24 protein-coding genes are annotated in these 22273 nt (G+C 64.2%); 15 read left to right on the top strand and 9 right to left on the bottom strand.

The window, feature by feature from the left end:
• Nucleotides 1-115: 115 nt before the first annotated feature.
• Together AC1DEK_RS13495 and AC1DEK_RS13490 are read left to right on the top strand one after the other, a co-directional pair.
• On the top strand, nucleotides 116-1276 hold the full coding sequence (locus AC1DEK_RS13495) for an ABC transporter substrate-binding protein (protein ID WP_478125728.1): 1161 nt from the start codon (nucleotides 116-118) through the stop codon (nucleotides 1274-1276).
• Between the two features lie 59 nt (nucleotides 1277-1335).
• Nucleotides 1336-1665, top strand: coding sequence for a thioredoxin family protein (locus AC1DEK_RS13490; protein WP_478125727.1), 330 nt, complete (start codon nucleotides 1336-1338; stop codon nucleotides 1663-1665).
• A gap of 4 nt (nucleotides 1666-1669) precedes the next feature.
• Here the strand turns inward: AC1DEK_RS13490 and AC1DEK_RS13485 are convergent, their stop codons facing one another.
• The 3 genes from AC1DEK_RS13485 to AC1DEK_RS13475 all read right to left on the bottom strand — a co-directional run bounded on the left by AC1DEK_RS13485 (nucleotide 1670) and on the right by AC1DEK_RS13475 (nucleotide 4057).
• On the bottom strand, nucleotides 1670-2047 hold the full coding sequence (locus tag AC1DEK_RS13485; RefSeq protein ID WP_478125726.1) for a nuclear transport factor 2 family protein: 378 nt from the start codon (nucleotides 2045-2047) through the stop codon (nucleotides 1670-1672).
• An 89-nt stretch (nucleotides 2048-2136) separates the two neighbouring features.
• Nucleotides 2137-2709: a phosphonate degradation HD-domain oxygenase gene (locus AC1DEK_RS13480; RefSeq protein ID WP_478125725.1), complete on the bottom strand. Its 573-nt coding sequence runs from the start codon at nucleotides 2707-2709 to the stop codon at nucleotides 2137-2139.
• Nucleotides 2710-2746: 37 nt separating this feature from the next.
• Nucleotides 2747-4057: a D-amino acid dehydrogenase gene (locus AC1DEK_RS13475; RefSeq protein ID WP_478125724.1), complete on the bottom strand. Its 1311-nt coding sequence runs from the start codon at nucleotides 4055-4057 to the stop codon at nucleotides 2747-2749.
• Between the two features lie 128 nt (nucleotides 4058-4185).
• Between AC1DEK_RS13475 and AC1DEK_RS13470 the strand changes: the two genes are divergently transcribed.
• Nucleotides 4186-4653, top strand: a complete 468-nt coding sequence (locus AC1DEK_RS13470; protein WP_478125723.1) for a winged helix-turn-helix transcriptional regulator — start codon at nucleotides 4186-4188, stop codon at nucleotides 4651-4653.
• A gap of 17 nt (nucleotides 4654-4670) precedes the next feature.
• Here the strand turns inward: AC1DEK_RS13470 and AC1DEK_RS13465 are convergent, their stop codons facing one another.
• The 3 genes from AC1DEK_RS13465 to AC1DEK_RS13455 are packed head-to-tail and all read right to left on the bottom strand — an operon-like array spanning nucleotide 4671 to nucleotide 8094.
• Nucleotides 4671-5696 (bottom strand): alcohol dehydrogenase catalytic domain-containing protein, encoded by a 1026-nt coding sequence (locus tag AC1DEK_RS13465; protein ID WP_478125722.1) that lies wholly within the window; start codon nucleotides 5694-5696, stop codon nucleotides 4671-4673.
• Between the two features lie 23 nt (nucleotides 5697-5719).
• On the bottom strand, nucleotides 5720-7012 hold the full coding sequence (locus AC1DEK_RS13460; RefSeq protein WP_478125721.1) for an SUMF1/EgtB/PvdO family nonheme iron enzyme: 1293 nt from the start codon (nucleotides 7010-7012) through the stop codon (nucleotides 5720-5722).
• A gap of 29 nt (nucleotides 7013-7041) precedes the next feature.
• Nucleotides 7042-8094, bottom strand: a complete 1053-nt coding sequence (locus AC1DEK_RS13455) for a TRAP transporter substrate-binding protein (protein ID WP_478125720.1) — start codon at nucleotides 8092-8094, stop codon at nucleotides 7042-7044.
• 116 nt (nucleotides 8095-8210) lie between these two features.
• Here AC1DEK_RS13455 and AC1DEK_RS13450 point away from each other — a divergent pair, with 116 nt between their 5' ends.
• From AC1DEK_RS13450 to AC1DEK_RS13430, 5 genes are all read left to right on the top strand, one after another.
• On the top strand, nucleotides 8211-9377 hold the full coding sequence (locus AC1DEK_RS13450; RefSeq protein WP_478125719.1) for an ABC transporter substrate-binding protein: 1167 nt from the start codon (nucleotides 8211-8213) through the stop codon (nucleotides 9375-9377).
• Between the two features lie 154 nt (nucleotides 9378-9531).
• Entirely contained in the window at nucleotides 9532-10413 is an 882-nt protein-coding gene (locus AC1DEK_RS13445) for a branched-chain amino acid ABC transporter permease (protein ID WP_478125718.1), read from the top strand.
• A gap of 61 nt (nucleotides 10414-10474) precedes the next feature.
• Nucleotides 10475-11338, top strand: a complete 864-nt coding sequence (locus AC1DEK_RS13440; protein ID WP_478125717.1) for a branched-chain amino acid ABC transporter permease — start codon at nucleotides 10475-10477, stop codon at nucleotides 11336-11338.
• Nucleotides 11335-12132, top strand: coding sequence for an ABC transporter ATP-binding protein (locus AC1DEK_RS13435; protein WP_478125716.1), 798 nt, complete (start codon nucleotides 11335-11337; stop codon nucleotides 12130-12132). Before AC1DEK_RS13440 ends, AC1DEK_RS13435 begins: the two co-directional genes overlap by 4 nt.
• Complete coding sequence (locus AC1DEK_RS13430) at nucleotides 12129-12851, top strand: ABC transporter ATP-binding protein (RefSeq protein WP_478125715.1); 723 nt, start codon at nucleotides 12129-12131, stop codon at nucleotides 12849-12851. Before AC1DEK_RS13435 ends, AC1DEK_RS13430 begins: the two co-directional genes overlap by 4 nt.
• 6 nt (nucleotides 12852-12857) lie before the next feature.
• Here AC1DEK_RS13430 and dxs read toward each other — a convergent pair whose 3' ends face one another.
• Genes dxs through xseB form a run of 3 tightly spaced genes read right to left on the bottom strand, consistent with a single transcriptional unit; the run spans nucleotide 12858 to nucleotide 15928 of the window.
• On the bottom strand, nucleotides 12858-14714 hold the full coding sequence (gene dxs, locus AC1DEK_RS13425; RefSeq protein WP_478125714.1) for a 1-deoxy-D-xylulose-5-phosphate synthase: 1857 nt from the start codon (nucleotides 14712-14714) through the stop codon (nucleotides 12858-12860).
• A gap of 15 nt (nucleotides 14715-14729) precedes the next feature.
• Nucleotides 14730-15647, bottom strand: coding sequence for a polyprenyl synthetase family protein (locus AC1DEK_RS13420; RefSeq protein ID WP_478125713.1), 918 nt, complete (start codon nucleotides 15645-15647; stop codon nucleotides 14730-14732).
• Nucleotides 15644-15928 (bottom strand): exodeoxyribonuclease VII small subunit, encoded by a 285-nt coding sequence (xseB, locus tag AC1DEK_RS13415; RefSeq protein ID WP_478125712.1) that lies wholly within the window; start codon nucleotides 15926-15928, stop codon nucleotides 15644-15646. Before xseB ends, AC1DEK_RS13420 begins: the two co-directional genes overlap by 4 nt.
• A 196-nt stretch (nucleotides 15929-16124) precedes the next feature.
• Between xseB and AC1DEK_RS13410 the strand changes: the two genes are divergently transcribed.
• The 7 genes from AC1DEK_RS13410 to AC1DEK_RS13380 are packed head-to-tail and all read left to right on the top strand — an operon-like array spanning nucleotide 16125 to nucleotide 22269.
• The gene (locus tag AC1DEK_RS13410) at nucleotides 16125-17258 is read left to right on the top strand and encodes an aromatic ring-hydroxylating oxygenase subunit alpha (protein WP_478125711.1); all 1134 of its coding nucleotides are present in this window, start codon (nucleotides 16125-16127) and stop codon (nucleotides 17256-17258) included.
• A 14-nt stretch (nucleotides 17259-17272) separates the two neighbouring features.
• Nucleotides 17273-18190 (top strand): DMT family transporter, encoded by a 918-nt coding sequence (locus AC1DEK_RS13405; RefSeq protein WP_478125852.1) that lies wholly within the window; start codon nucleotides 17273-17275, stop codon nucleotides 18188-18190.
• A 10-nt stretch (nucleotides 18191-18200) separates the two neighbouring features.
• Nucleotides 18201-19106: a sulfurtransferase gene (locus AC1DEK_RS13400; RefSeq protein WP_478125710.1), complete on the top strand. Its 906-nt coding sequence runs from the start codon at nucleotides 18201-18203 to the stop codon at nucleotides 19104-19106.
• On the top strand, nucleotides 19103-19672 hold the full coding sequence (locus AC1DEK_RS13395) for a DUF2796 domain-containing protein (protein ID WP_478125709.1): 570 nt from the start codon (nucleotides 19103-19105) through the stop codon (nucleotides 19670-19672). Before AC1DEK_RS13400 ends, AC1DEK_RS13395 begins: the two co-directional genes overlap by 4 nt.
• Nucleotides 19669-20391, top strand: a complete 723-nt coding sequence (locus AC1DEK_RS13390; RefSeq protein ID WP_478125708.1) for an ABC transporter ATP-binding protein — start codon at nucleotides 19669-19671, stop codon at nucleotides 20389-20391. Before AC1DEK_RS13395 ends, AC1DEK_RS13390 begins: the two co-directional genes overlap by 4 nt.
• A 13-nt stretch (nucleotides 20392-20404) precedes the next feature.
• Nucleotides 20405-21667, top strand: coding sequence for an ABC transporter permease (locus AC1DEK_RS13385; protein WP_478125707.1), 1263 nt, complete (start codon nucleotides 20405-20407; stop codon nucleotides 21665-21667).
• A gap of 2 nt (nucleotides 21668-21669) precedes the next feature.
• Nucleotides 21670-22269, top strand: coding sequence for a DUF3299 domain-containing protein (locus AC1DEK_RS13380; RefSeq protein ID WP_478125706.1), 600 nt, complete (start codon nucleotides 21670-21672; stop codon nucleotides 22267-22269).
• Nucleotides 22270-22273 lie beyond the last annotated feature (4 nt).

Below are 22273 nucleotides of genomic sequence, written 5' to 3'. Positions count from 1 at the left end.
CACCGGCGCAGGTTCAACCTACCCGAGGTAGTGACCGCTTTACATTTAGTTGCTATTGTCAGCAGTTGTTAAAAACAATTGCACGCCTTCCGGCGGCACGACTGGGAAGTTGACCATGAGCGCATCCGAGGCCCGTACCTTTTCCGTGTCGCCGAAGCCCACGCGACGCCAAGTGCTCGGCCGCCTGACGGGCGCTGCGGTTGCAGTCGGCCTTGGCTTTCCCGCATTTGCGCAGGCGAAGGCCATCCGTGTCGGAGCGACTTTCGACAACAGCAGCGTCGAAAAGGCGAACGGAACAGGACTTTTCCTCGGGTCGAGCGCCTACTTCAATGCACTGAACCGCGCTGGCGGGATCAACGGCACGAAGGTGGAACTGGTGATGGCCGACGACCAGTTCAAGCCCGAGAACGCGAAGGCCAACGCCCTCGCCTTCGCGGCGGACAGCTCGGTGCTCGCGATGGTGCATCCGCTCGGCACGCGCCAGACGGCCGAAGTGAGCGACGCCGTCCCCGGCATGGCCGTTGTCGGCCCCAACACAGGCACCGTCTCGCTGCGCAAGAAAGCGGCGCCGAACACCTTCTGGGTCCGCGCGAACTATGACCAGGAGATCGAAAAGCTCGTCGCCACTGCGGCCGTGCTCGGGCAATCACGCATCGGCCTCGTGTATTCGAACGATCCGCTGGGCCAGTCGCTGCTCGCGGGCTTCAAGGCGGCGCTCGCCAAGGCCAAGATCGAACCTGCCGTGATCGCCAGCACGCCGAGCACGACCAGCATGGAAGTCGACCCCGCCGCCAAGCAGATCGCCGAAGCAGCGCCGCAGATCGTCATCATCGGCCTCGCAGGCACAGCGCCCGCCTTCGTTCGCGCCCTGCGCGCCGCCGGCGGCAAGAGCAGCGCCTATGGCCTATCGATCACCGCAGGCTCGCTCGGCGCCATGGGCGAACTTGCGCACGGCTTGGGCTTTGCCATGGTGGTGCCCTCGCCCTTCGCGACCAAGTTCGAAATCGTCCGCCGCTATCAGGCGGACATGCTGGCCAACGGCTCCAAGGAGTTTTCGCTGCCGAGCCTCGAAGGCTACATGGACGCTGCCGTACTTGCCGAAGGCCTGCGCCGCGCCGGTCCTTCGCCCACGCGCGCAGCCGTGATCGCGGGGCTGGAGCACATCGAGGGCTACGACCTCGGCGGCGTGAAGATCAACTTCGGACGCAGCAACCGCGAAGGCAATCAGTTCGTGGACGTTGCCGTGATCAGCGCCAACGGAAGACTGCTGAGCTGATCCTTGCCCGCCAGCGATGCCGCGAGCGCGGTTTTTGCCGGTCGAGCAGAATCACACGAATGAACCAAAGCTATGCGACCGTTGCACCTTCACGCGCTGAAGTCGACGCACTCCCTGGCCTGACCTTGGTCGAATTCGGCACCGACTGGTGCGGCTTCTGCAAGGCAGCGCAGCCGCTGATTTCGGAAGCCCTCACCGGGGCGCCACCGCTGCGCCACCTCAAGATCGAAGACGGCAGCGGGCGACCCCTGGGGCGCTCGTTCCGGGTCAAGCTCTGGCCCACGCTGATCTTCATGCGCGAAGGCAAGGAACTCGCCAGACTCGTGCGCCCCGAAAGCGCAGCGGCGATCCGGCGAGAACTCGAGCAGGCGACCTCGGCCGGCGTCTAGCGACTCAAGCGGCCGCGGGCACCTTGTCCAGGAAGCCGGTGACCGACTGCAGCCTGCCTGCTTCGAGTTGCACGAAGTCAGTGCCTTCGATCAGGTCGTCCGCGCCGCTCGGGCCGAGCGTCCACGAAAAGCGCATTTGATCGCCGTGGCCGTCGGGCCGGCCCTTGAGCGCGAAACGAAAGCCCGGATAGCGCCGATGCACCACGCCGATCAAGGCGCTGATCTGCGCGCGTCCGCTGCCTTGTGCGACAGGGTCAACGTAGCGCGCATCGTCGGTCCAGTGCGTCTCGAGCAGGTCCAGGCGACGCGATTCGTCCGTTTCATTCCACACGGCGATGTAGTTCTCGGCCACATGTTGGGCATCGGGGATGGCGGTGTTCATGGCGATTCCTTTCGGTGTTCAACACCCGCAACGTCGCGGGGTGAGGGAATGGTCGCCGGGACAGCGCAGGCGGTCGATGACCTGGGAGGTCATGTGCGCAGCGGCGCGCTCCGATGCTCGGTCGAGCAGGATTCCATGTGACGAACGAAGTGCGCCAACGAAGGCGCTTCGGCATCTGCCGACTTGGCAGCGTCGTCCCACTGCCTCAGGCGCACGGCGTCGCCGGCATACGGCAGTGCCTCGAAGGCCCGCGCTTGAGCATCATCGAAGACGCCACCCTGCAGCACCAGGCTGCGCCGGGAGTCGGCAGACAGCGACGCGTGATAGCCCTCGACCCTTGCGCACAGGAATCGCTTGGCGTCCACGTGCAACCGGATCGGCTCGAGCGTTGCAGGACTGAACAGCGAGCGGAGAAAGGGCAAGCAACGGTATTGATGCAGATCGTCCAACCCTTGTCGCGTGGGTGTGCCGCCGAAGTCGTGCAGAAGATGCCCCAGATCGTGAAGCAGCGCCCCGGTGATCAAGGCGCTGTCCGACCCCGCCTGCTCGGCCAGATGGGCTGTCTGCAACGCATGCTGGAGCTGTGTGACGGGCTCGCCGTCATATTGGGCATGGCCCTTGGATTCGAACAGGGCGACGATGTCTGGAACGTTGAGGCTCATGCGACTGGTTGTACTTCAATTCCGTCACGGCGTGATGTCAGGCAGGCAAGCCCGCAGGGTGCGCAAGCCGCCTGCCGCGCGAGTCAGGTGCGAGATAGCGATCGACCGAAAGACCATCCGTGCGAATGTCCGGGCGGCGGCCCATCACCTGGTCGGCCACGAGCTTGCCGGAGCCGCAGGCCATGGTCCAGCCCAGCGTACCGTGCCCCGTGTTGAGAAACAGGTTCCCGTACGACGTGCCGCCGATGATGGGCGTGCTGTCGGGCGTCATTGGCCGGAGCCCTGTCCAGAAGGTGGCGCGGGGCAGATCGCCACAAGGGAAGAGATCAGTGATCACGCGCTCCAGCGTCTCGCGGCGGTTTGGATTCAGCCGCAAGTCGAACCCGCCCAGCTCGGCCATTCCGCCGACGCGAATTCGATCGTCGAAACGTGTGACCGCGACCTTGTAGGTCTCGTCGAGCACGGTGGATTGCGGCGCCAGCGCGGGATCGACCAGTGGCACTGTCAGCGAATAACCTTTGACCGGGTAAACGGGAAGGTCCAGGCCGAGCGGCGCGATGAAGTCACGCGAATAGCTGCCGAAGGCGAGCACATAGCGGTCGGCCGTGAGGACTTCCGGGTTCGCGCCAGCAAGGCGTACGCCAGTGATGCGTCCGCTTTCGGTGGCGAGCCCTTCAACCGACTGGCCGAAGCGAAAATTCACGCCCAGCCCGCGCGCAACCGCAGCCAGTCCTTGCGTGAAGAGATTGCAGTCGCCAGTTTCATCGTTCGGCAGGCGCAGGCCACCCGCGAGCAGATCGCCCGTGCGCGCCAGCGCTGGTTCGACGCTGGCCAGTTGGCTTCGGTCGAGCAATTGATAAGGCACGCCGCATTCCTCGAGCACTGCCAGGTCGCGCTGCACGGCATCGAGCTGCGCCTGGGTGCGGAACAGCTGAAGGGTGCCCTGCGTGCGGTGCTCGTAGCTCACGCCCGTCTCCGCGCGCAGCTCACGCAGGCAATCGCGGCTGTATTCGGCCACGCGCATCATGCGTTCCTTGTTGACGGCATAGCGCTCGGGCGAGCAGTTCTTGAGCATGGCGGCCATCCAGCGGAGTTGAAACAGCGAGCCATCGGGCCGAATCGACAGCGGTGCGTGCTTCTGAAATATCCACTTCAGCGCCTTGAGGGGAATGCCCGGCGCCGCCCAAGGTGTCGAGTAGCCGGGGGATACCTGGCCGGCGTTGGCAAAGCTGGTTTCCTGCGCCGGGCCGTCCTGGCGATCGACGAGCGTCACCTCGGCGCCGGAGCGTGCAAGGTAATAGGCTGTCGTGACGCCGATCACGCCACCGCCGAGAACGATCACTTTCATTGCGAGACCTCATTCATGCAGGACAGGCTGAAAGCTTATTGCTTCATTTGCCATAAACTTCGCTGAAATTTGGCACCGATGCAGCGATTTTTGCCGCCGAAGATCGTCCAGGGGCCTGCAAGGAGTGAATGATGGAACTCGACCGTACCGACAGGAAAATCCTGGACGTGCTGCAGCGGCAAGGCCGAATCTCGATGACGGATCTGGCGGAGCAGATCGGCCTCTCCACCTCTCCTTGCTCCGAGCGCGTTCGCCGACTGGAGCGCGGAGGCGTGATCACCGGCTACTACGCCCGCGTGAATCCTCAAGCGATCGGAAAGACGCTTCTGGTGTTCGTCGAAGTCACGCTTTCTTCAAAATCAGGCGACGTGTTCGACAAGGTCAGGCAGGAGCTGCTGCTGGTGCCGGAGGTCATGGAATGCCATCTGGTGTCGGGTGGCTTCGACTACCTCATCAAGGCGCGCCTTCGGGCCATGAGCGACTATCGCGACCTGCTCGGCAGCCTGCTGAAGAAACTGCCGGTGACTGCCGAATCACGCAGCTACGTCGTGATGGAAGAAGTGAAGGAAAGCCTTTACTTGCCCATGGACCGTTGAGTGCGGGCGCTTTAGCTCTAGCTTCGTGGGTCCAGCACGACGCGACCCGCAATGCTGCCGCTGCGCATGGCGTCAAAGACTTCATTGACCCTCGAAAGCGGGCTCGTTTCCACGCGGCAATGCAATTCGCCCCGGGCTGCGAGATCAAGCACCGCGCGCAGATCTTCGCGCGTGCCGACAGCCGACCCGACGATGTGCGCTTCGCTGCCGACAAGCGCCAGAGCGTGGAATCGCAGAGGATCCGACGGCAGGCCGATGACGCAAACAGTGCCGCCCGGGCGAAGGATCGTCATCGCCGCGTCATAAGCCGGGTGAGCGGCCGAAGTAACGGCAGCCACATGTGCGCCACCCTTCTTGCGGATCATCGCCAGGGCTTCGGGATCCGCCGCGTTCAACGCGTGATCCGCGCCCAGTTCGCGAGCCAGATCGAGCTTCGCGTCGCTCACATCGAGCGCGAAGACTTCGGCGCCCATCGAACGCGCGATCTGAACGGCCAAATGCCCGAGCCCCCCAATACCGAACACCGCCACGCGCTGCTTCGGAGCGATATTTGCTTTCTTGAGCGCGCGATAGCTCGTCACGCCGGCGCAGAGCAGCGGCGCTGCCTGCTCGTCGCTCAATGCATCGGGGATGCGGACCGCGTAGGCCGCATTCGCGCACATGAATTGCGCAAAGCCGCCGTCGACGGACATGCCGGTCACTGCCGATCCCTTGCGACACAGGTTCTCGTTACCTTCCAGGCATTGCTCGCATTTACCGCAGGCGCGGTAGAGCCATGGAACGCCGATGCGATCGCCTTCGCGAAGCTCCGTCACCCCATCCGCGATGCGCACGACTCTGCCGACGACTTCATGCCCGGGCACGACGCGCGGCTTGGTGTGCGCACGGAATCCGGGCTGGTCGCCTTCGACGATGTGCAGATCGGAATGGCACACGCCGCAGGCAAGCACTTCAATAAGCACCTCACCGGCCTGCGGCTCGGGCACGGGAATGTCCTCGATGACGAGGGGCTTGCCGAATTCGCCGAGCACGGCTGCTTTCATGGTTGGAGACTCCTGTGAGTGGGTCAGATGGCGCAAGTCCTGAAACCGCAAAATCCATCGTCGCGGTCCGGCAGCGCGAAGCCCCTTCGCTTCGGCGATCGCATTCGCGCCCGGGTCGCGAACGAAGCGCCGCGCAGCACTCTGGCCTTGCCGAATGCAGGCCGCGGATCGAACGGACCGCCTTCGCTCCAAGGATCGACGTGAAAGCCGGGCCATGGCTGGAGCGTGCCCGCGGTCCACTCGTGCACGTCCGACCAGCGGAAGCCGCGGCGCGTCGCAGTGTGAGCGGCAATCTCCCATTCGACTTCGGTCGCGATCCTCCGACCCGCCCATCGGGCATAGGCGTCGGCCTCCCACCAACTCACATGCACCACGCTGTGGCTGCCTGCCGCACGCATGGTCCTGCCGAAATGCTGCCGCAGCACAGAGCCACCGCTGCCGTGGTGCGCGGCGCCGATCTGCTCGACGTGCCGCGGGCCGCGCCGGCCTTCGGTCTGGGCTGCGAGCCATTGCAGGCCCTCCGGGCGCCAGAACTCCGGCCGGTCGTAGCCGCCGTCATCGACGAACTCGACGTACTGGCTCCACGTCAATGGCTGGGCGTCAATCTCGAATTCAGGAACGTCGACGCGCTGCATGCCGCCTTCCTGCGCGAAGATGAAGCCCGCATCCGGTTGTCCGAGTTCCCACGAAGTCGCCGGAACGAGCAGCGGTTCACGAGTCACGGCAGAGGCCGGAAATTCGACGCCCAGGGGCAGCCCGAGCGTCTGCGCCATCACCACGAGTTGCTCGCCGCGAAGGTCCTCATGGAACAATGCGAGCCGATAAAAATAAAGACCCGCATCCGTCTCAGCCGCGTGCTCGAGCAACTCCAGAGTGCTTTCGAGCGTTTCGAGCAGATAGGACTTGGTCTGCGCCAAGTCGGGCATGTCGGCGGACCAGCGCTCCGGCCGATCGATCTGCGAAGGATTCCACCAACCGTCGGCATTCGGTTCGATGGCCGCGAGCCGCGTGGGACGAACCGGACACTGGAGGCCGAAAGCGCGCTGCGTATTGCGCGCGATCCACCATTCCGCGAACCAGCCGATGTGACCCGCGAGCCAGACGGGCGGATCGATGCCCTCTTCCTGCGGCACCACGAGCGCCGCGGAGCCGAGCGCCTGTTCGTACAGCGACAGGAGATGCAGCGTATGGTTTCGCGCGTCGATCAGCGCAAGGGATAGCAATTCACGGCCCGCACTGCGCATGGCCGGGGAGTCGATCGAATGCGGCACGCCCGAGGCGCTGAATGGCGTGCTTGGCGGCAGGCTCGAAGGCATCTGCCATTATGGCGACACCGTGCTTCGACCTACAGCTTCGCGGATTGCATATAGGTGTCGAACGGTGACGCGAGGAAGCGGTCTCCGAAGAGTTGCTCCTTCTGGAATGCGCGGTAGTCGCCGTGGATCTTCTTCCAGAAGGCATCCGAGCCACTGAGTTCGCTGCAGACATCCATCGATGCCTTGAATGCTGCGTCGATCACGCGCCGCGGAAAGGGCTTGAACAATGCCCCGGCCCCGGTCAACTGCCGGATCGCCGCCGGGTTTCGCGCATCGTACTTGGCGAGGACCTCGGAATTTACCGATGCGCTCGCCGCCTGCACGATGGCTTTGTGATCGGCAGACAGCGCATCGAATGCCTTCTGATTGACCAGCAGGTCGAGCTGCAAGGCGCCAGCCCACCAGCCGGGGAAATAGGCATGGCGCACCCCCTTGGCAACGCCGCTCTTCTGGTCGTCGTAGGGGCTCGTTCCTATGGCCGCGCCGACGGCGGCGCCGGCCTGCTCCTGCGGGCTGGCTCCAAGGCGCGCGAAGATTCGCCCGGCCAAACCGCTCGTGCGGACCTTCAGGCCCCTGAAGTCCTGCACATCCCTGATCTCCTTGCGAAACCAGCCGAGCTGCTGCGCACCGGCACTCCCGCATGGAAAGTTGATCGCGTTGAACCCGGCATGAAATTCACGTGTGAGCTTCAGACCGTTGCCTTCATTCATCCAGGCAGCGAGTTGGCGTACGTTCATGCCGAACGGGATCGCCGCGCCGAATGCAAACGCCGGGTTCTTCGCGAAGAAATTGGCTCCCGACGTATGGCAAGCCTCGATCGCGCCTCGCTCCACGCCATCGAGCACGCCCAGCGGCGACATCAGTTCGCCTGCGGCATGAACGTCGATCTGGAATCTGCCGCCGCTCATTTCGCCGACCTTGCGGGCAAAGCTCTGGGCCGCACCCAGGAGGATGTCGAAGGGCGGCGCGAAGCTCGACGCAAGGCGCCAACGTGTCATGGCCTGCGCATGCACCGCTGGCGCGATGCCGGCTGCCAGCACACCGGCGATCCCTCCACGTTGAATCAGAAAACGACGCCGCATCGAACGAGACTCCAGGAAAACGAGAGACAAACAAGGGGGCCAATTGTAGGAACTGGTTACCAGCGGCCTTTAAAATGGCCGCCCCCGTTCCACCCGTTCCCTGAAAGAACCATCTGATGAGACAACTCTCGTTCAAGACTTCGCTGCTCGCAGGCGCCGCGCTTGCTGCCTTTGCCGCTTTTGGCACGGCCGCCCAGGCCGCCGACCTGAAGATCGGCGTGGCCGAAGCCCTGTCGGGCGGCGCAGCCCAGTACGGCGTCGCCATTCGCAACGGCTTCGAACTCGCTGCCGCAGAAATCAACGCTGCCGGTGGCATCAATGGCAACAAGATCGATCTCGTCGTCGCCGACGAGCAGGGCAAGAAAGAAGAGGCCATCAACGTCTTCAAGAAGCTGATCTTCCAGGACCAGGTCCTGATGGTCTTCGGCCCGACGCTGTCGAACTCCGCGCAAGCCGCCGACCCGATCGCCCAGGCTGGAAAGACGGTGGCTTTCGGCACGTCCAACACGGCTGACGGCATTACCTCCATCGGCGACTACGTCTTCCGCAACTCGGTAACCGAAGCCGACGTGCTGCCCGAGACCATCAAGACCGCCGTGAAGAACGCCGGCATCAAGAAGGTCGCCGTGCTCTATGGCAACGACGACGTGTTCACCAAGAGCGGCTATGACAACTTCAAGAAGGCGCTCGATGACCTGAAGATCCCCGTCACAACGACCGAAACCTTCGCCAAGGGCGACGTCGACTTCAAGGCACAGCTGACGAAGATCAAGGCCAGCGGCGCCGATGCGATCGTGCTGTCCGCACTGCTCGCCGAGGGCGCGCCGATCATGGTGCAGGCCCGCCAACTGGGGCTCAACGTGCCGATCATCGGCGGCAACGGCATGAATTCGGTCAAGGTCTTCGAACTGGCCAAGGGCCAATCCGACAACCTGTACGTGGGCAGCCCATGGTCGGCCAGCAATGCGACGCCGGAGAACACCAAGTTCATCAAGGCTTACACCGAGAAGTACAAGACGGCGCCGGACCAGTTCGCCGCCCAAGCGTACGACGCGATGTACATCGCCGCCCAGGCGCTCAAGAACGTCAAGGTCACGGGCAACCTCCCGGCCGACCGTGCCGCCGTGCGCGACGCACTGCCTGCCGTGAAGTGGACCGGTGCGACTGGCGCATTCCAGTTCCGCCGTGCCAACGACAAGAGCGGCAAGCCCGCAGGCTATGACGCGCAGCAGTTGCCGATCGTCAGCGTGACGAAGGGCAACGAGTTCGTCATCACGAAGTAGAGCTCGCCCCCAGGCTTCGCGCACTTCGTGTCGCTTCGCCTACCCCCTGCCGGGGGCAACACCAGCGGCCCGGCATAGCCGGTTCCGCGGTGTTTCACGAATAGCGGGGATCTCCGCCTTTGGGCGGCCCCGCTTTCTTCTGGATAGAAATTCCATGCTTGAACAGCAACTTGTCAATGCACTTTCCCTGGGGTGTGTCTATGCGCTTTTTGCGCTGGGCTTCACGCTGATTTTCGGGGTGCTTGGCGTCATCAATCTTTCGCACGGCGCGGTTTTCATGGTGGGCGCTTATGCGGCCGTGCAGGCCATGGCGCGATTCGATTTGCCTCTTTGGGCCGGGCTGCTGTTTGCGTTCGTGTTTTGCGGGCTTCTCGGGCTGCTGATCGACTTCCTGGTGCTCAGGCCGCTTCGGGCTCGCAACGCACCTCACCTGATTCCCATGATCGCGACGATTGGGGTGGCCATCATTCTCAACAACGGCACACAGGGCCTGTTCGGTGCGCAGAACGTGCGCTTTCCGGCAGGTGTGGTGTCGGGTGAATCGCTGGATCTCGCCGGCATCCATCTCACCGCGCTGGAGCTCGGCATCATCCTGCTGTCCTTCGTGCTGATGGCGGTGCTCATGGTCGCGCTCAAGCGCACGCAGCTCGGCCGCGCCCTGCGCGCCATCGCCGAATCGCCCAAGGCGGCCCACCTACTCGGCATCAATGTCGAAGGGCTGTTCTATCTGACCTCGTTCGCGGCGGCCGCGCTCGGCGGACTTGCTGGCGTGCTGATTGGCCTCTATTCAAATGCCGTGTTTCCGCTCATGGGGCAGCCGATGCTGCACAAGGGCATTGCAGTGATCATCCTGGGCGGCATGGGCGATATTCGAGGCGCAATGCTCGGCGGGCTCTTCCTCGGCTTCGCAGAAGTGCTGTCGGTGGCCTACATCGGTTCGACCATGCGCGACGCGGTCGCTTTCGGCCTGCTTTTCCTGGTGCTGCTCGTGCGGCCGAAGGGCCTCTTCGGCACCGTGCAGGAGCGCAAGGTATGAGCGCCGCGCCGAACCGCTTCAAGCAAGCTCGCTCCGCAGCGCGCAGCGCGGAGGTTTCCAAATGAGCGCTTTGGACAATCTCTGGTCGGTCTACAGCAATCTGGTTCTCACGCTGGGCACGAACGCGCTGCTGGCATTGTCGATCTGGCTCACGCTTTCGTGCGGCATGCTCGCGATGGCCAATGCCGCATTCATGGGAATCGGCGCCTACACCTCGGCGATCCTCACCATGACCTACGGCGTGCCCTTCCCCGTTGCTATCGCAGCAGGCATGGCGGCGCCAGCCCTCACGGCGTTCGTCATCGGCAAGCCGACGCTGCGGCTGTCTGGCGTCTACCTCGCCATGGCCACGCTGGCCTTCGGCGAAGTGGTGCGCATCATCGTGCTCAATGCTGAATCGCTCACGGGCGGTGCGCTGGGCCTGAATGGCATCCCTCAATCCACGCAATGGTGGCATGTCGGCTTGGCGGTGGTGCTCGTGCTGCTGGGCCTATGGCGCATGCGCCGCTCAAAAATCGGCCGCGCCTTCGAAGCCATCAAGGAAGACGAAACCGCCGCCGGCCTGATGGGCATCGACGTCGGCGGGCACAAGATGCTGGCCTTCGTGCTGGGCGCCGCGATCGCCGGCCTGGCGGGCGTGCTCAACGCGCACCTCACCTTCTTCATCGGACCGAACGAATACGGCTTCGACCGCGGAGTCGACATCCTGACGATGACGGTGCTGGGCGGCATCAACGGCCTGACCGGGCCCGTGCTCGGCGGCGTGATCCTGACGATCTTGCCCGAAGCGCTGCGTGCATTCGGCGATTTCCGGCTCGTGCTGAACGGCGTGATCCTGGTGCTGATCGTGCTGTTCCTGCCCAAGGGCATCTGGGACCCCGCGCGCTTCCGCCAATGGTTTGGACGCAAGGGGGTTACAGCATGACGGCGCCGCTGCTTACGCTCGATGGCGTTTCACGTCACTTCGGGGGACTCAAGGTTCTGCAGGACGTGAACCTCGAAATCCCAGAAGGCGGCGTGTTCGGACTCATCGGTCCCAACGGCGCCGGCAAGACCACCGTGTTCAATCTCACGACGGGACTGCTGCCCACCACGGGCGGCACGATCCGGTTCGAAGGACGCGATCTCGCCGGGCTCAAGCCCTACCAGATCACGCGCGGCGGCATCGCTCGCACTTTTCAGAACATCCGCATCTTCAAGGAGATGTCGCTGCTCGAAAACGTGATGGTTGGGATGCATGCGAACTTGCGCTATGGGCCCTTCGGCCTGCTCGCATCGTCGGGCCTCTTCCGCAGCGAAGAACGGCGCGCGCGCGACAGAGCTCGCGAATTGCTCTCATGGGTCAAGCTCGACCACAAGGGCGAAGACGTGGCCGACAACCTTTCGTACGGCGACCAGCGCAAGCTCGAACTCGCACGCGCGCTTGCGACGGACCCCAAGCTGCTGCTGCTGGACGAGCCTGTCGCCGGCATGAACAGCACCGAGAAAACCGACCTGATGCACGAGATCCGCAATATCTCGGCCCGCGGCTACACCATCTTCATGATCGAACACGACATGCGTTTCGTGATGGGACTTTGCGAGCACATCGCCGTGCTGAACTTCGGCCGCATCATTTCGCGTGGCGACCCCGACCACATCCGCAACGACCCCCAGGTGATCGAGGCCTACCTCGGACGCGAAGAGGACGAAGCGACGAACGAGGGAGTCTCTCCATGAGCGCGACACCTCTGCTGAAGGTCGAAGGGCTCAATGTCGCGTACGGCCACATCGAGGCCGTCAAAGGCATCGACTTCGAGTTGCATGAAGGCCAGATCACCACGCTGGTCGGCGCCAATGGCGCGGGCAAGTCGACGACGCTGCTGGCGCTGTCGGGCCTCGTGAAGAAGGCCGCGGGACGCGTCGTGCTCGATGGGCAGGACCTCACCAATCTCTCGCCTCACAAGATCGTCGGCGCGGGCATGGTGCAGGTGGCCGAAGGGCGCGCCACGCTCACGACGCTGACGGTGCGCGAAAACCTCGAACTCGGGGCCTATACGCGGCGCGATGGCCGCGCGCAACGCGCTGACGATCTGGACCACATCTACTCGCTCTTTCCTCGGCTGAAGGAGCGGGCCGACGGCCTGGCGGGCAATCTGTCGGGAGGTGAACAGCAGATGCTCGCGATCGGCCGCGCGCTGATGGCCAAGCCACGCGTGCTGCTGCTCGACGAACCGTCGATGGGCCTCGCGCCGATCATCGTGCAGGACATCTTCCGCACGCTGCGCGAGATCAATAAGGCGGGACTGACGATCTTCCTGGTCGAGCAGAACGTGCGGCAAGCACTCAAGATCGCCGAACGCGCTTATGTCATCGAAACGGGAAAGATCGTGCTGGCAGGCAGCGGCCGCGAACTGCTCGGCAACCCAAAGGTGCAGGACGCCTACCTGGGCGGTTGAGCCAAGTCAGGGCGCAGGCTCGAAGCGCGCGCGGATCGACTGCTCGATGCCCGCCGCATCGAGTCCGATGCCGGCGAGCAGCTTGGCCGGGTCGCCGTGTTCGATGAAGCGGTCGGGCAAGCCGAGCTGAAGCACCGGCTTTTGCAGTTGCGCCGCCTGCAGCGCCTCGAGCACGGCACTGCCGGCGCCGCCCATGATGGCGCCTTCCTCGACCGTCACGATGGCATCGTGCGAGCCCGCGACTTTCAGCAGCAGTTCGACATCGAGCGGCTTGGCCCAGCGCATGTTGACGACGGTGGCATCGAGCGCTTCAGCCGCCTGCAGGGCCGGATAGAGCAAGGTGCCGAAAGCGAGGATCGCGATGCGTTTGCCTTCGCGGCGGATTTCACCTTTGCCGTACGGCAGCGCTTCCAGCGTTTGGTGCGGCACGACACCGGCGCCCGAACCGCGCGGATATCGCACCGCCACCGGATGGCTCTGCTGGTAGGCAGTGGTCAGCAGTTGTCGGCATTCGGCCTCGTCGGCCGGGCAAGCCACGCTCATGTTCGGAATGCAGCGCAAGAACGAGATGTCGTAGGCACCCGCATGCGTCGCCCCGTCGGCACCCACGAGGCCTGCGCGATCGAGTGCGAACACGACGGGAAGATTTTGAATCGCCACGTCGTGAATGAGCTGGTCGTAGGCGCGCTGCAGAAACGTGGAATAGATCGCGACCACAGGCTTGAGGCCCTCGCAGGCGAGCCCGGCGGCGAAAGTGACCGAATGCTGCTCGGCAATGCCCACGTCGTAGTAGCGCTCAGGAAAGCGTTTTTCGAATTCGACCAGCCCCGAGCCCTCGCGCATCGCCGGTGTGATTCCGACCAGCCGCCCGTCCTGGGCAGCCATGTCGCAAAGCCAGTTGCCGAAGACCTGCGTAAACGTCTGCTTGGGCGCGGTCGCAGGTTTGACCAGGCCAACGGCCGGGTCGAACTTGGAAGGGCCGTGATAAGCAACAGGGTCGGCCTCGGCCAGCTTGTAGCCCTGCCCCTTCTTGGTGACCACGTGCAGGAATTGCGGCCCGCGCAAGTGCTTGAGATTCTCGAGCGTGGGCACGAGCGAATCAAGGTCGTGTCCGTCGATCGGTCCGACATAGTTGAAGCCGAACTGCTCGAAGAGCGTGGCGGGCACCACCATGCCTTTGGCATGCTGCTCGAATCGCTTGGCCAGCTCGAACAGAGGCGGGGCCGCGCGCAGCACGCTCTTGCCGACGTTCTTGGCGGCGGCGTAGAAGTTGCCGCTCATCAACTGCGCAAGGTAGCGATTGAGCGCACCGACCGGCGGGCTGATCGACATGTCGTTGTCGTTCAGGATGACGAGCAGCTTGCAGTCGTCGCACACGCCGGCGTTGTTGAGCGCTTCGAAGGCCATTCCGGCCGTCAGCGCGCCATCGCCGATGATCGCGACGGAATGGCGGTCCTCGCCTTTTTGCCGGGCGGCCATCGCCATGCCGAGCGCGGCCGAAATGCTGGTCGAAGAATGCGCGGTGCCGAAGGTGTCGTACTCGCTCTCGGTACGTTGCGGAAAGCCCGAAATGCCGCCGAGCTGACGCAGCGTCGGCATGCGTTCGCGCCGGCCCGTCAGGATCTTGTGCGGATAGGTTTGATGACCCACGTCCCACACCAGCCGGTCGTGCGGCGTGTTGAAGACGTGGTGCAGCGCGACCGTGAGTTCGACCGTGCCGAGATTCGAACTCAGGTGTCCGCCTGTGCGCGACACGTTGTCGAGCACGCAGCTGCGTACCTCGTCGGCCAATTGCTTGAGTTGAGCGCGGTCCAACTGCCGCAGCAGGGAGGGGTCGTTGATGGTAGGAAGCAGCGGAGCCATTGAGTATTCTTGTCGTTATCGATCGCGGTCGACGACCATGTAGGCCAGAGCGCGGAGCGCTGCGGTGTCAGCCAGTGCGCTGCGATCCAGCGCGTCAAGAGCCTGAGTCAACAGTTGACGCGCCTCTGCACGGGCGCTGTCGAGGCCGAGCAATGAAACATAGGTGGGCTTGTCGCTCGCGGCGTCCTTGCCGGCGGTCTTGCCCAGCGTCTCTGAATCGGCGACGACGTCGAGGATGTCGTCGATCACCTGAAAAGCCAGACCCACCGCGGCGCCGTAGTCGCGCAATGCTGCGAGGCTTTCAGGTGCGATGACCTCGCCGCACGCGGCGCCCATTTCCACGCTGCCTTGCAGCAACGCGCCGGTCTTCAGGCGATGCATGTTGCGCAACTGCGCTTCGTCGAGCGCCACGCCGACGCTCGCAAGATCGATCGCCTGGCCTCCCGCCATGCCCTGGCTGCCTGCGGCGCGCGCCAGCAAGCGGCAAAGGTTGGCCTGCACTTCGGCAGGGATCCGATTTCCTTCTGGCGTCAGCAATTCGAAGGCCAGCGCCTGCAAGGCATCGCCGGCCAGCAGCGCATCGGCCTCGCCGTACTTGACGTGCACGGTCGGCTTGCCGCGACGAAGGACGTCGTTGTCCATGCACGGAAGATCGTCGTGCACGAGCGAATAGGCGTGGATCAATTCAACTGAACAGGCGGCTCGGAGTGCGGCCTCGGGGCTGCCGCCGACGGATTCGCTCGCAGCGAGGACGAGCAGCGGGCGCAGACGCTTGCCACCGTCGAGCACGGCATAGCGCATCGCGTCGCCCAACTGAACCGGCGCGTCGACGCCGACCCATTCAGACAGTGCGGATTCAACGCGCGCGAGTAGAGGTTCGCTCCACGCTGCAAGCCGAACGGCGTCCCACCGGAGGGTTTCGGCCACCTTCATTCGGACGCCCAGACCTTCAGGCTGCCCGCATCGAGCACCTTGATCTGGTCTTCGACGGCCTGCAGCTTGTCGCGGCAGAAGGCGAGCAGCGCGGCACCTCTCTGGTAGCTGCCGAGCAACTGGTCGAGCGGCAGCTGCCCCGATTCGAGCTCGGTGACGAGTTGTTCGAGTTCCTGGAGACCCGCCTCGTAAGACGCCGGCAGTGCTCCGGTATCGGGCGCGGTCGGCGACGCCGGCTCAGACGAAGAAGGCGAAGAAGGCGAAGAAGGCACCTTGGGCATGCGGCGTTCGTGGATGAAACCCGCCATTTTAGGGCGGGGGGCTGATTTGAATCTCGAGGGGTACAATCCCCGACACTTTGAGGGCCGGCAATTGCCGGCCCATTTCTTCGGGCCGTCGCAAGCTTTAGCATTACCAGACGGCAGCCTTCCGTTCCTTCTTTCTTCTCTCCCTGTGGGGAGCTTGGTCAGGTCACCCATGTCTGATTTAAGTCTTCAACTGCAGCAGGCTTCAAGCCAACTTCCGGTTTCCGCGTACTTCGACGAGGCGCTCTACGCCCGCGAGCTGCAAACGCTTTTCGCCGCTGGTCCGCGGTATGTCGGTCACCGGCTCGCGGTGCCCGAACCGGGCAACTTCCACACCTTGCCCCAGGAACATCAGGGCCGCGCGCTCGTTCATACGCCGAAGGGCGTCGAGCTGATTTCGAACGTGTGCCGCCATCGCCAGGCGCTGATCCTCCAGGATCGCGGCCAACTCGACGCACAGAGCGGCGGAAACATCGTCTGCCCCTTGCACCGCTGGACCTATGCCGCGGCGGACCCGCGCACGACCGGCACATTGATCGGTGCTCCGCACTTCCAGCACGACCCCTGCCTCAATCTCCAGAACTACCCGTTGACGGAATGGAACGGCCTTTTGTTCGAGAAGAGCGGAATCGCCGAAAGCCGCGATGTCGCATCGGACCTGACAAACCTCGGCGCCCGCGCGGACCTCGACTTCGAGGGCTACGCGCTCGATCGCGTGGAACTGCACGAGTGCAACTACAACTGGAAGACCTTCATCGAGGTCTACCTCGAGGACTACCACGTCGGCCCCTTCCACCCAGGCCTCGGCAGCTTCGTCACCTGCGAAGACTTGCGCTGGGAATTCGGCCGGCATTACTCGGTGCAAACGGTCGGCGTTGCCAACCGGCTCGGCCGCGCCGGCAGTCCGGTCTACCAGCGCTGGCAGGAACAACTGCTGAAGTACCGCGAAGGCAAGCCACCGAGGCACGGCGCGATCTGGCTCACCTACTACCCGCACGTGATGGTCGAGTGGTATCCGCACGTGCTCACCGTCTCGACGCTGCACCCGATCGGGCCGCAGAAGACGCTCAACATGGTCGAGTTCTTCTATCCCGAAGAGATCGTCGCCTTCGAGCGCGAATTCGTCGAAGCACAACAGGCCGCCTACATGGAAACCTGCGCCGAGGACGATGAAATCGCCGAGCGCATGGACGCCGGCCGCCGCGCGCTGATGCTCCGCGGCGACGATGAGAGCGGTCCGTATCAGAGCCCCATGGAAGATGGCATGCAGCAATTCCACGAGTGGTACCGCCGCGAGATGGCCTAGTGCAAGCGCTCTGGATGGTGCTGGGCGCGCTGATCTTCGCCACGATGGGCGTGTGCGTGAAGTTTGCGTCGGCGTGGTTCTCCAGCGCCGAGCTGGTGTTCTACCGGGGCCTGATCGGCATCCTGTTTCTCTGGGTGCTCGCGCGCAGTCGCGGCGTCACCTTGGGCACCCGCTACCCGGGCATGCACGCATGGCGCAGCTTGGTCGGGGTGGTTTCGCTCGGCGCGTGGTTTTTCGCGATTGCGCACATGCCGCTGGCCACGGCGATGACACTCAACTACATGAGCAGCGTCTGGATCGCAGCATTCCTGGTCGGCGGGTCGCTGCTCGCGTGGGTGCCGGTGCCGCGCCGCGACGGCAGCGTACCGCGTCCGCCACTGCAGGGCCCCTTGGTGCTCACGGTGCTCGCGGGCTTCGGCGGCGTCGTGCTGATGCTCAAGCCCACTGTCAACGACAACGAGGGCTTTGCAGGTCTGCTGGGCCTTTTGTCGGGGCTCACTGCCGCATTCGCCTACATGCAGGTGGTCGCACTGTCGCGGCTCGGCGAGCCAGAGGCACGCACCGTCTTCTACTTCGCCGTGGGGTCCGCAGTGGCAGGCGGCCTCGGCACGTTGCTAGGCCCGTTCACCCCCCTGAGCGAATGGACCTGGAGCCATGCGATCTGGCTCTTGCCCGTCGGCGTGCTCGCGGCCTTGGGCCAGTTGTGCATGACGCGCGCCTATGCCACGGCCAAGACGCAAAGCGGTACGCTCCTGGTTGCCAATCTCCAGTATTCGGGCATCGTCTTCGCAGCGATGTACAGCGTGCTGCTTTTCGGCGATCGGATCGATGCGACGGGCTGGTACGGCATGGGCCTGATCGTCGCGAGCGGGATTGCGGCCACGGCGCTTCGCCAGCGCCAACTGCCGAAGGCGCCCGCTGAGGAACATTGAAGGAGTTCGCATGTACACCACCCTCATCACTGTTGAACAACTGATCGGGCTGCAATCAAACGATGCGCGCATGATGGTGTTCGACTGCAGTTTCGACCTGATGAACCCCGAGTCCGGGGCGCTGCAATATCGCGCTGCGCACATCCCGGGCGCCGTGTACGCGAACCTCGACTCCGATCTCAGCGCCAAGCACGGCGTGCCGGGCGCACACGGCATATTGGTGGCGCAGGACGAAGGCCCGCCAGCCTCGGGGGGCCGCCATCCCTTGCCGAGCCGCGAAAAGTTCGCTGCGTGGCTGTCGAGCGTCGGATTTGCCAACGACATGCAAGCGGTGGTCTATGACCGCAACGGCGCCAACTACTGCGGCAGGCTTTGGTGGATGCTCAAGTGGATGGGTCACGATGCGGCGGCGGTGCTCGACGGCGGGCTGCAGGCTTGGCAGGCGGCGGGGGGCGCGGTCACCAACCGCGAGGAACCTTCGCACTTCCAGTCGAATTTCGTCGCCGGCCGGCCGCTGCTCGCGCTGGTCGATACAAACAAGGTGGCAAGCCGGCTCGAGCAATCTGACCAGACGGTGATCGATGCACGCGCGGCGCAACGCTATCGCGGAGAGGTGGAACCACTGGACCCGATCGCCGGTCACATTCCCGGGGCCTTGAACCGGCCCTTTGCCGAGAACCTCGGTCCTGACGGGAAGTTCAAGCCGGCCGCGCAATTGCGCGCCGAGTTCGAATCATTGCTGGCGGGCCGGGACCCCTCGACGGTCGTCCACCAATGCGGCAGCGGCGTCAGTGCGGTGCCCAACCTGCTCGCGATGCAGATCGCGGGACTCGGTCCGACCGCGCTCTATGCCGGCAGCTGGAGCGAGTGGAGCAACACGCCGGGGCTGCCGACCCGGCAAGGCGCGCAACCATGACATCGATGAGCCGGCCAAGTGTTTCGGCGCTTTTTTCGCGACTGCTTTCGCTCACCCTGGCCGCTTTCCTCGCGACTCCATTCGCCGCCCTCGCCCAGGCGCAACGTGCGCACGTGCATGGGCAGGTCAAGCTTGACGTCGTGATCGACGGCCCCACCGTCGTCATCAACATGGATTCGCCGCTCGACAACTTCGTCGGCTTCGAGCGTGCCCCCCGATCCGACGTCGAAAAGCAGGCCGCCGACAGTGCGATCGCCCAATTGCGCGCCGCCGATCAGCTCTTCAAGATCGACCCCACCGCCAATTGCAAGCTCGGTCCCGTGACGCTGCGATCCGCTGCCCTCGGCCTGGGCAAGACGGAGGGCGACGCAGCCGAGGGCCACGCGGATCTCGACGGCACCTTCGCCTTCAATTGCACCAACGCCTCAGCGGCGAAATTCATCGACATCGGCCTCTTCGATGCCTTCAAGGGCCCACGACAGATCGAAGCCCAGATCGCATCGCCGCAGGGCCAGTTCAAGCGAACGCTGAAGCGCCCAGCCGAACGCCTGGTCTGGAGCAAGTGACCGAGCCCGTGAGCTTCATCCTCTCGGCAGAATCGCTGCGCTTCGGCTGGCCAGGGGCCAAGTCCAAGTCTCCCTGCATCGACATCGAGCGGCTCGACATTGCCGCGGGCGAAGCCGTGTTCCTCCATGGCCCGAGCGGTTGCGGCAAAAGCACGCTGCTGTCCTTGCTGGCGGGCGTGCTGGTGGCCGATGCAGGGCGGGTCACGCTGCTCGGGCACGACTGGTCCGCCTTGTCGGGCGCCACGCGCGATCGCCTGCGGGTGGCGCATGTCGGCTACGTCTTTCAGCAGTTCAATCTGCTGCCCTATCTCAGCGTCCTGGACAACGTACTGCTGCCGTGCCGGTTTTCGGCGCGGCGCATGGCGCAAGCCACGCGCGACGGCGCCGCGCGGGCGCAGGCAGAAGATTTGCTCACGCAGATGGGCCTGGATGCCAGCCTGTGGCGTCGGCAAGCCGTGCAGTTGTCGGTCGGGCAACAGCAGCGCGTGGCCGCCGCGCGGGCGTTGATCGGCCACCCTGAGATCGTGATCGCCGACGAGCCGACCTCCGCGCTCGACGAAGACCGGCGCGAAGCCTTTCTCGACGTCTTGCTGGCAGCTTGCAAGAGGAACCACAGCGCGCTCGTTTTCGTGAGCCACGACCAGCGCATCGCAGACCGCTTCTCGCGCCACGTGCTGCTGCCCGACATCAACCGGGCCGCATCCACGGAGGCCGCATGACCGGCCAGCGGCCATGACGGCACTCTTCGGCATCGCCTGGCACAGCGCCTGGAACCGCCGCTTCACGCTGGCGCTCACCGTGCTCTCGATCGCGTTGTCGACGTTTCTGCTGCTGGGCGTCGAACGCATTCGAACGGAGATGCGAGAGAACTTTTCCTCGTCGGTGTCCGGCACCGACCTGATCGTCGGGGCACGCACGGGCTCCACGCAGTTGCTGCTGTACTCGGTCTTCCGCATCGGCACGGCCACCAACAACGTGCAATGGAAGAGCGTGCAAGCGCTCGTCGCGCAACCCGCGGTGGATTGGGTGGTTCCGTTGTCGCTCGGCGACTCGCACCGCGGCTTCGCGGTGCTGGCGACCACGCCTGGATATTTCGAACACTTTCACTATGGCAATCGGCAACCGCTGCGCATGCGCGAAGGCAAGCCATTCGGTGATCTGTTCGATGCCGTGGTCGGTGCCGAAGTGGCCGACAAGCTCGGCTACCACATTGGCCAGAAGATCACGCTCGCGCATGGCGGCGGTGAACTCGACCTGTCCGATCATGCGGACAAGCCTTTCACGGTAGTCGGTGTCCTCGAACGCACCGGAACCCCGGTCGACCGCACGGTGCACATCGGCCTTCCGGCGATGGAAGCGATCCATCTCGAATGGATCGGTGGCGCGCCCATGCCGGGTGTGAAGATCCCGGCGGAGCAGGTGCGCAAGTTCGATCTCACGCCCAAGAACGTGACCGCTGCACTGGTGGGCCTGAAGAATCGTGCCGCCGTCTTCTCGGTGCAGCGCTGGGTCTCGACCTATGCCGGCGAACCCCTGATGGCCATCTTGCCCGGCGTTGCGCTGGACGAGTTGTGGAGCGTGATCGGCATCGGAGAAAACGCGCTGCTGCTGATGTCGGCGCTCGTGGCGCTGGTGAGCCTCGCAGGCCTGGTTTCAGTGGTGATGGCAAGCCTGAACGAGCGCCGCAGAGAGCTGGCCGTGCTGCGCGCGGTCGGCGCGAGCCTTTGGCATGTGATGGCGCTGCTCGCACTCGAAGGCGCTCTGGTCACCCTGCTGGGCGTGGCGATCGGCGTCGTGTTCACCGCATTCGGCATTGCCCTTCTCTCACCCTGGTTGCAATCGCAGTTCGGACTTGCCCTGCACTTGTCCGAACCTACACTGAATGAATGGACATTGCTCGCGAGCCTGATCGCGGCCGGCTGGATCGCCAGTCTGCTGCCGGGCATTCGCGCCTACCGTCTGTCGCTTGCCGACGGACTGTCTCCAAGGATCTGAACATGACACTGCGTCTTCCTGTCTCCTTTCTTCTGGCGGTCATTGTTGCCAGCGGCGCACTGGCGGCAGAGCCTTCGCCGCAGGCCACCTCGCCCACGAAGCCGCTCGGCGGCAAGCCTGCCGATGCCAAGACTTTGCCGGGCCAGCCGCGAATCATCTCGTGGGAAGAACTGGTGCCCAAGGATTGGGATCCCATGAAGGATCTCAAGGGCATGGACCTGAGCAAGCTCGACGACAGCGACCCGCGCGCCAACGAGATGCTGATGAAGCTCCAGGAAGCATCGAACAACGCGCCGACCAACGCCGCCATGAACGGCGTCGACGTGAAGATCCCGGGCTTCATCGTGCCGCTCGAAGAAAACAAGGGCGAGGTCACCGAATTCCTGCTGGTGCCGTACTTCGGGGCCTGCATCCACACACCGCCGCCGCCGGCCAACCAGATCCTGCATGTTCGCCCCAAGCAAGGAGCCAAGTTCCGCGCCATGGACACCGTGTGGGTCAGCGGCAAGCTGCAGACCGTGCGCAACGATTCGATGATGGGCGTGAGCGGCTATCACATCACCGCTGACGACGTCAGCAAATACACCGGCGGCGCGAAGTAGCGGC

Source organism: Variovorax sp. 10N420 (assembly GCF_056394705.1).
The sequence above is the reverse complement of the archived record's forward strand: the minus strand, read 5'-3'. Positions and strand labels throughout refer to the sequence as shown.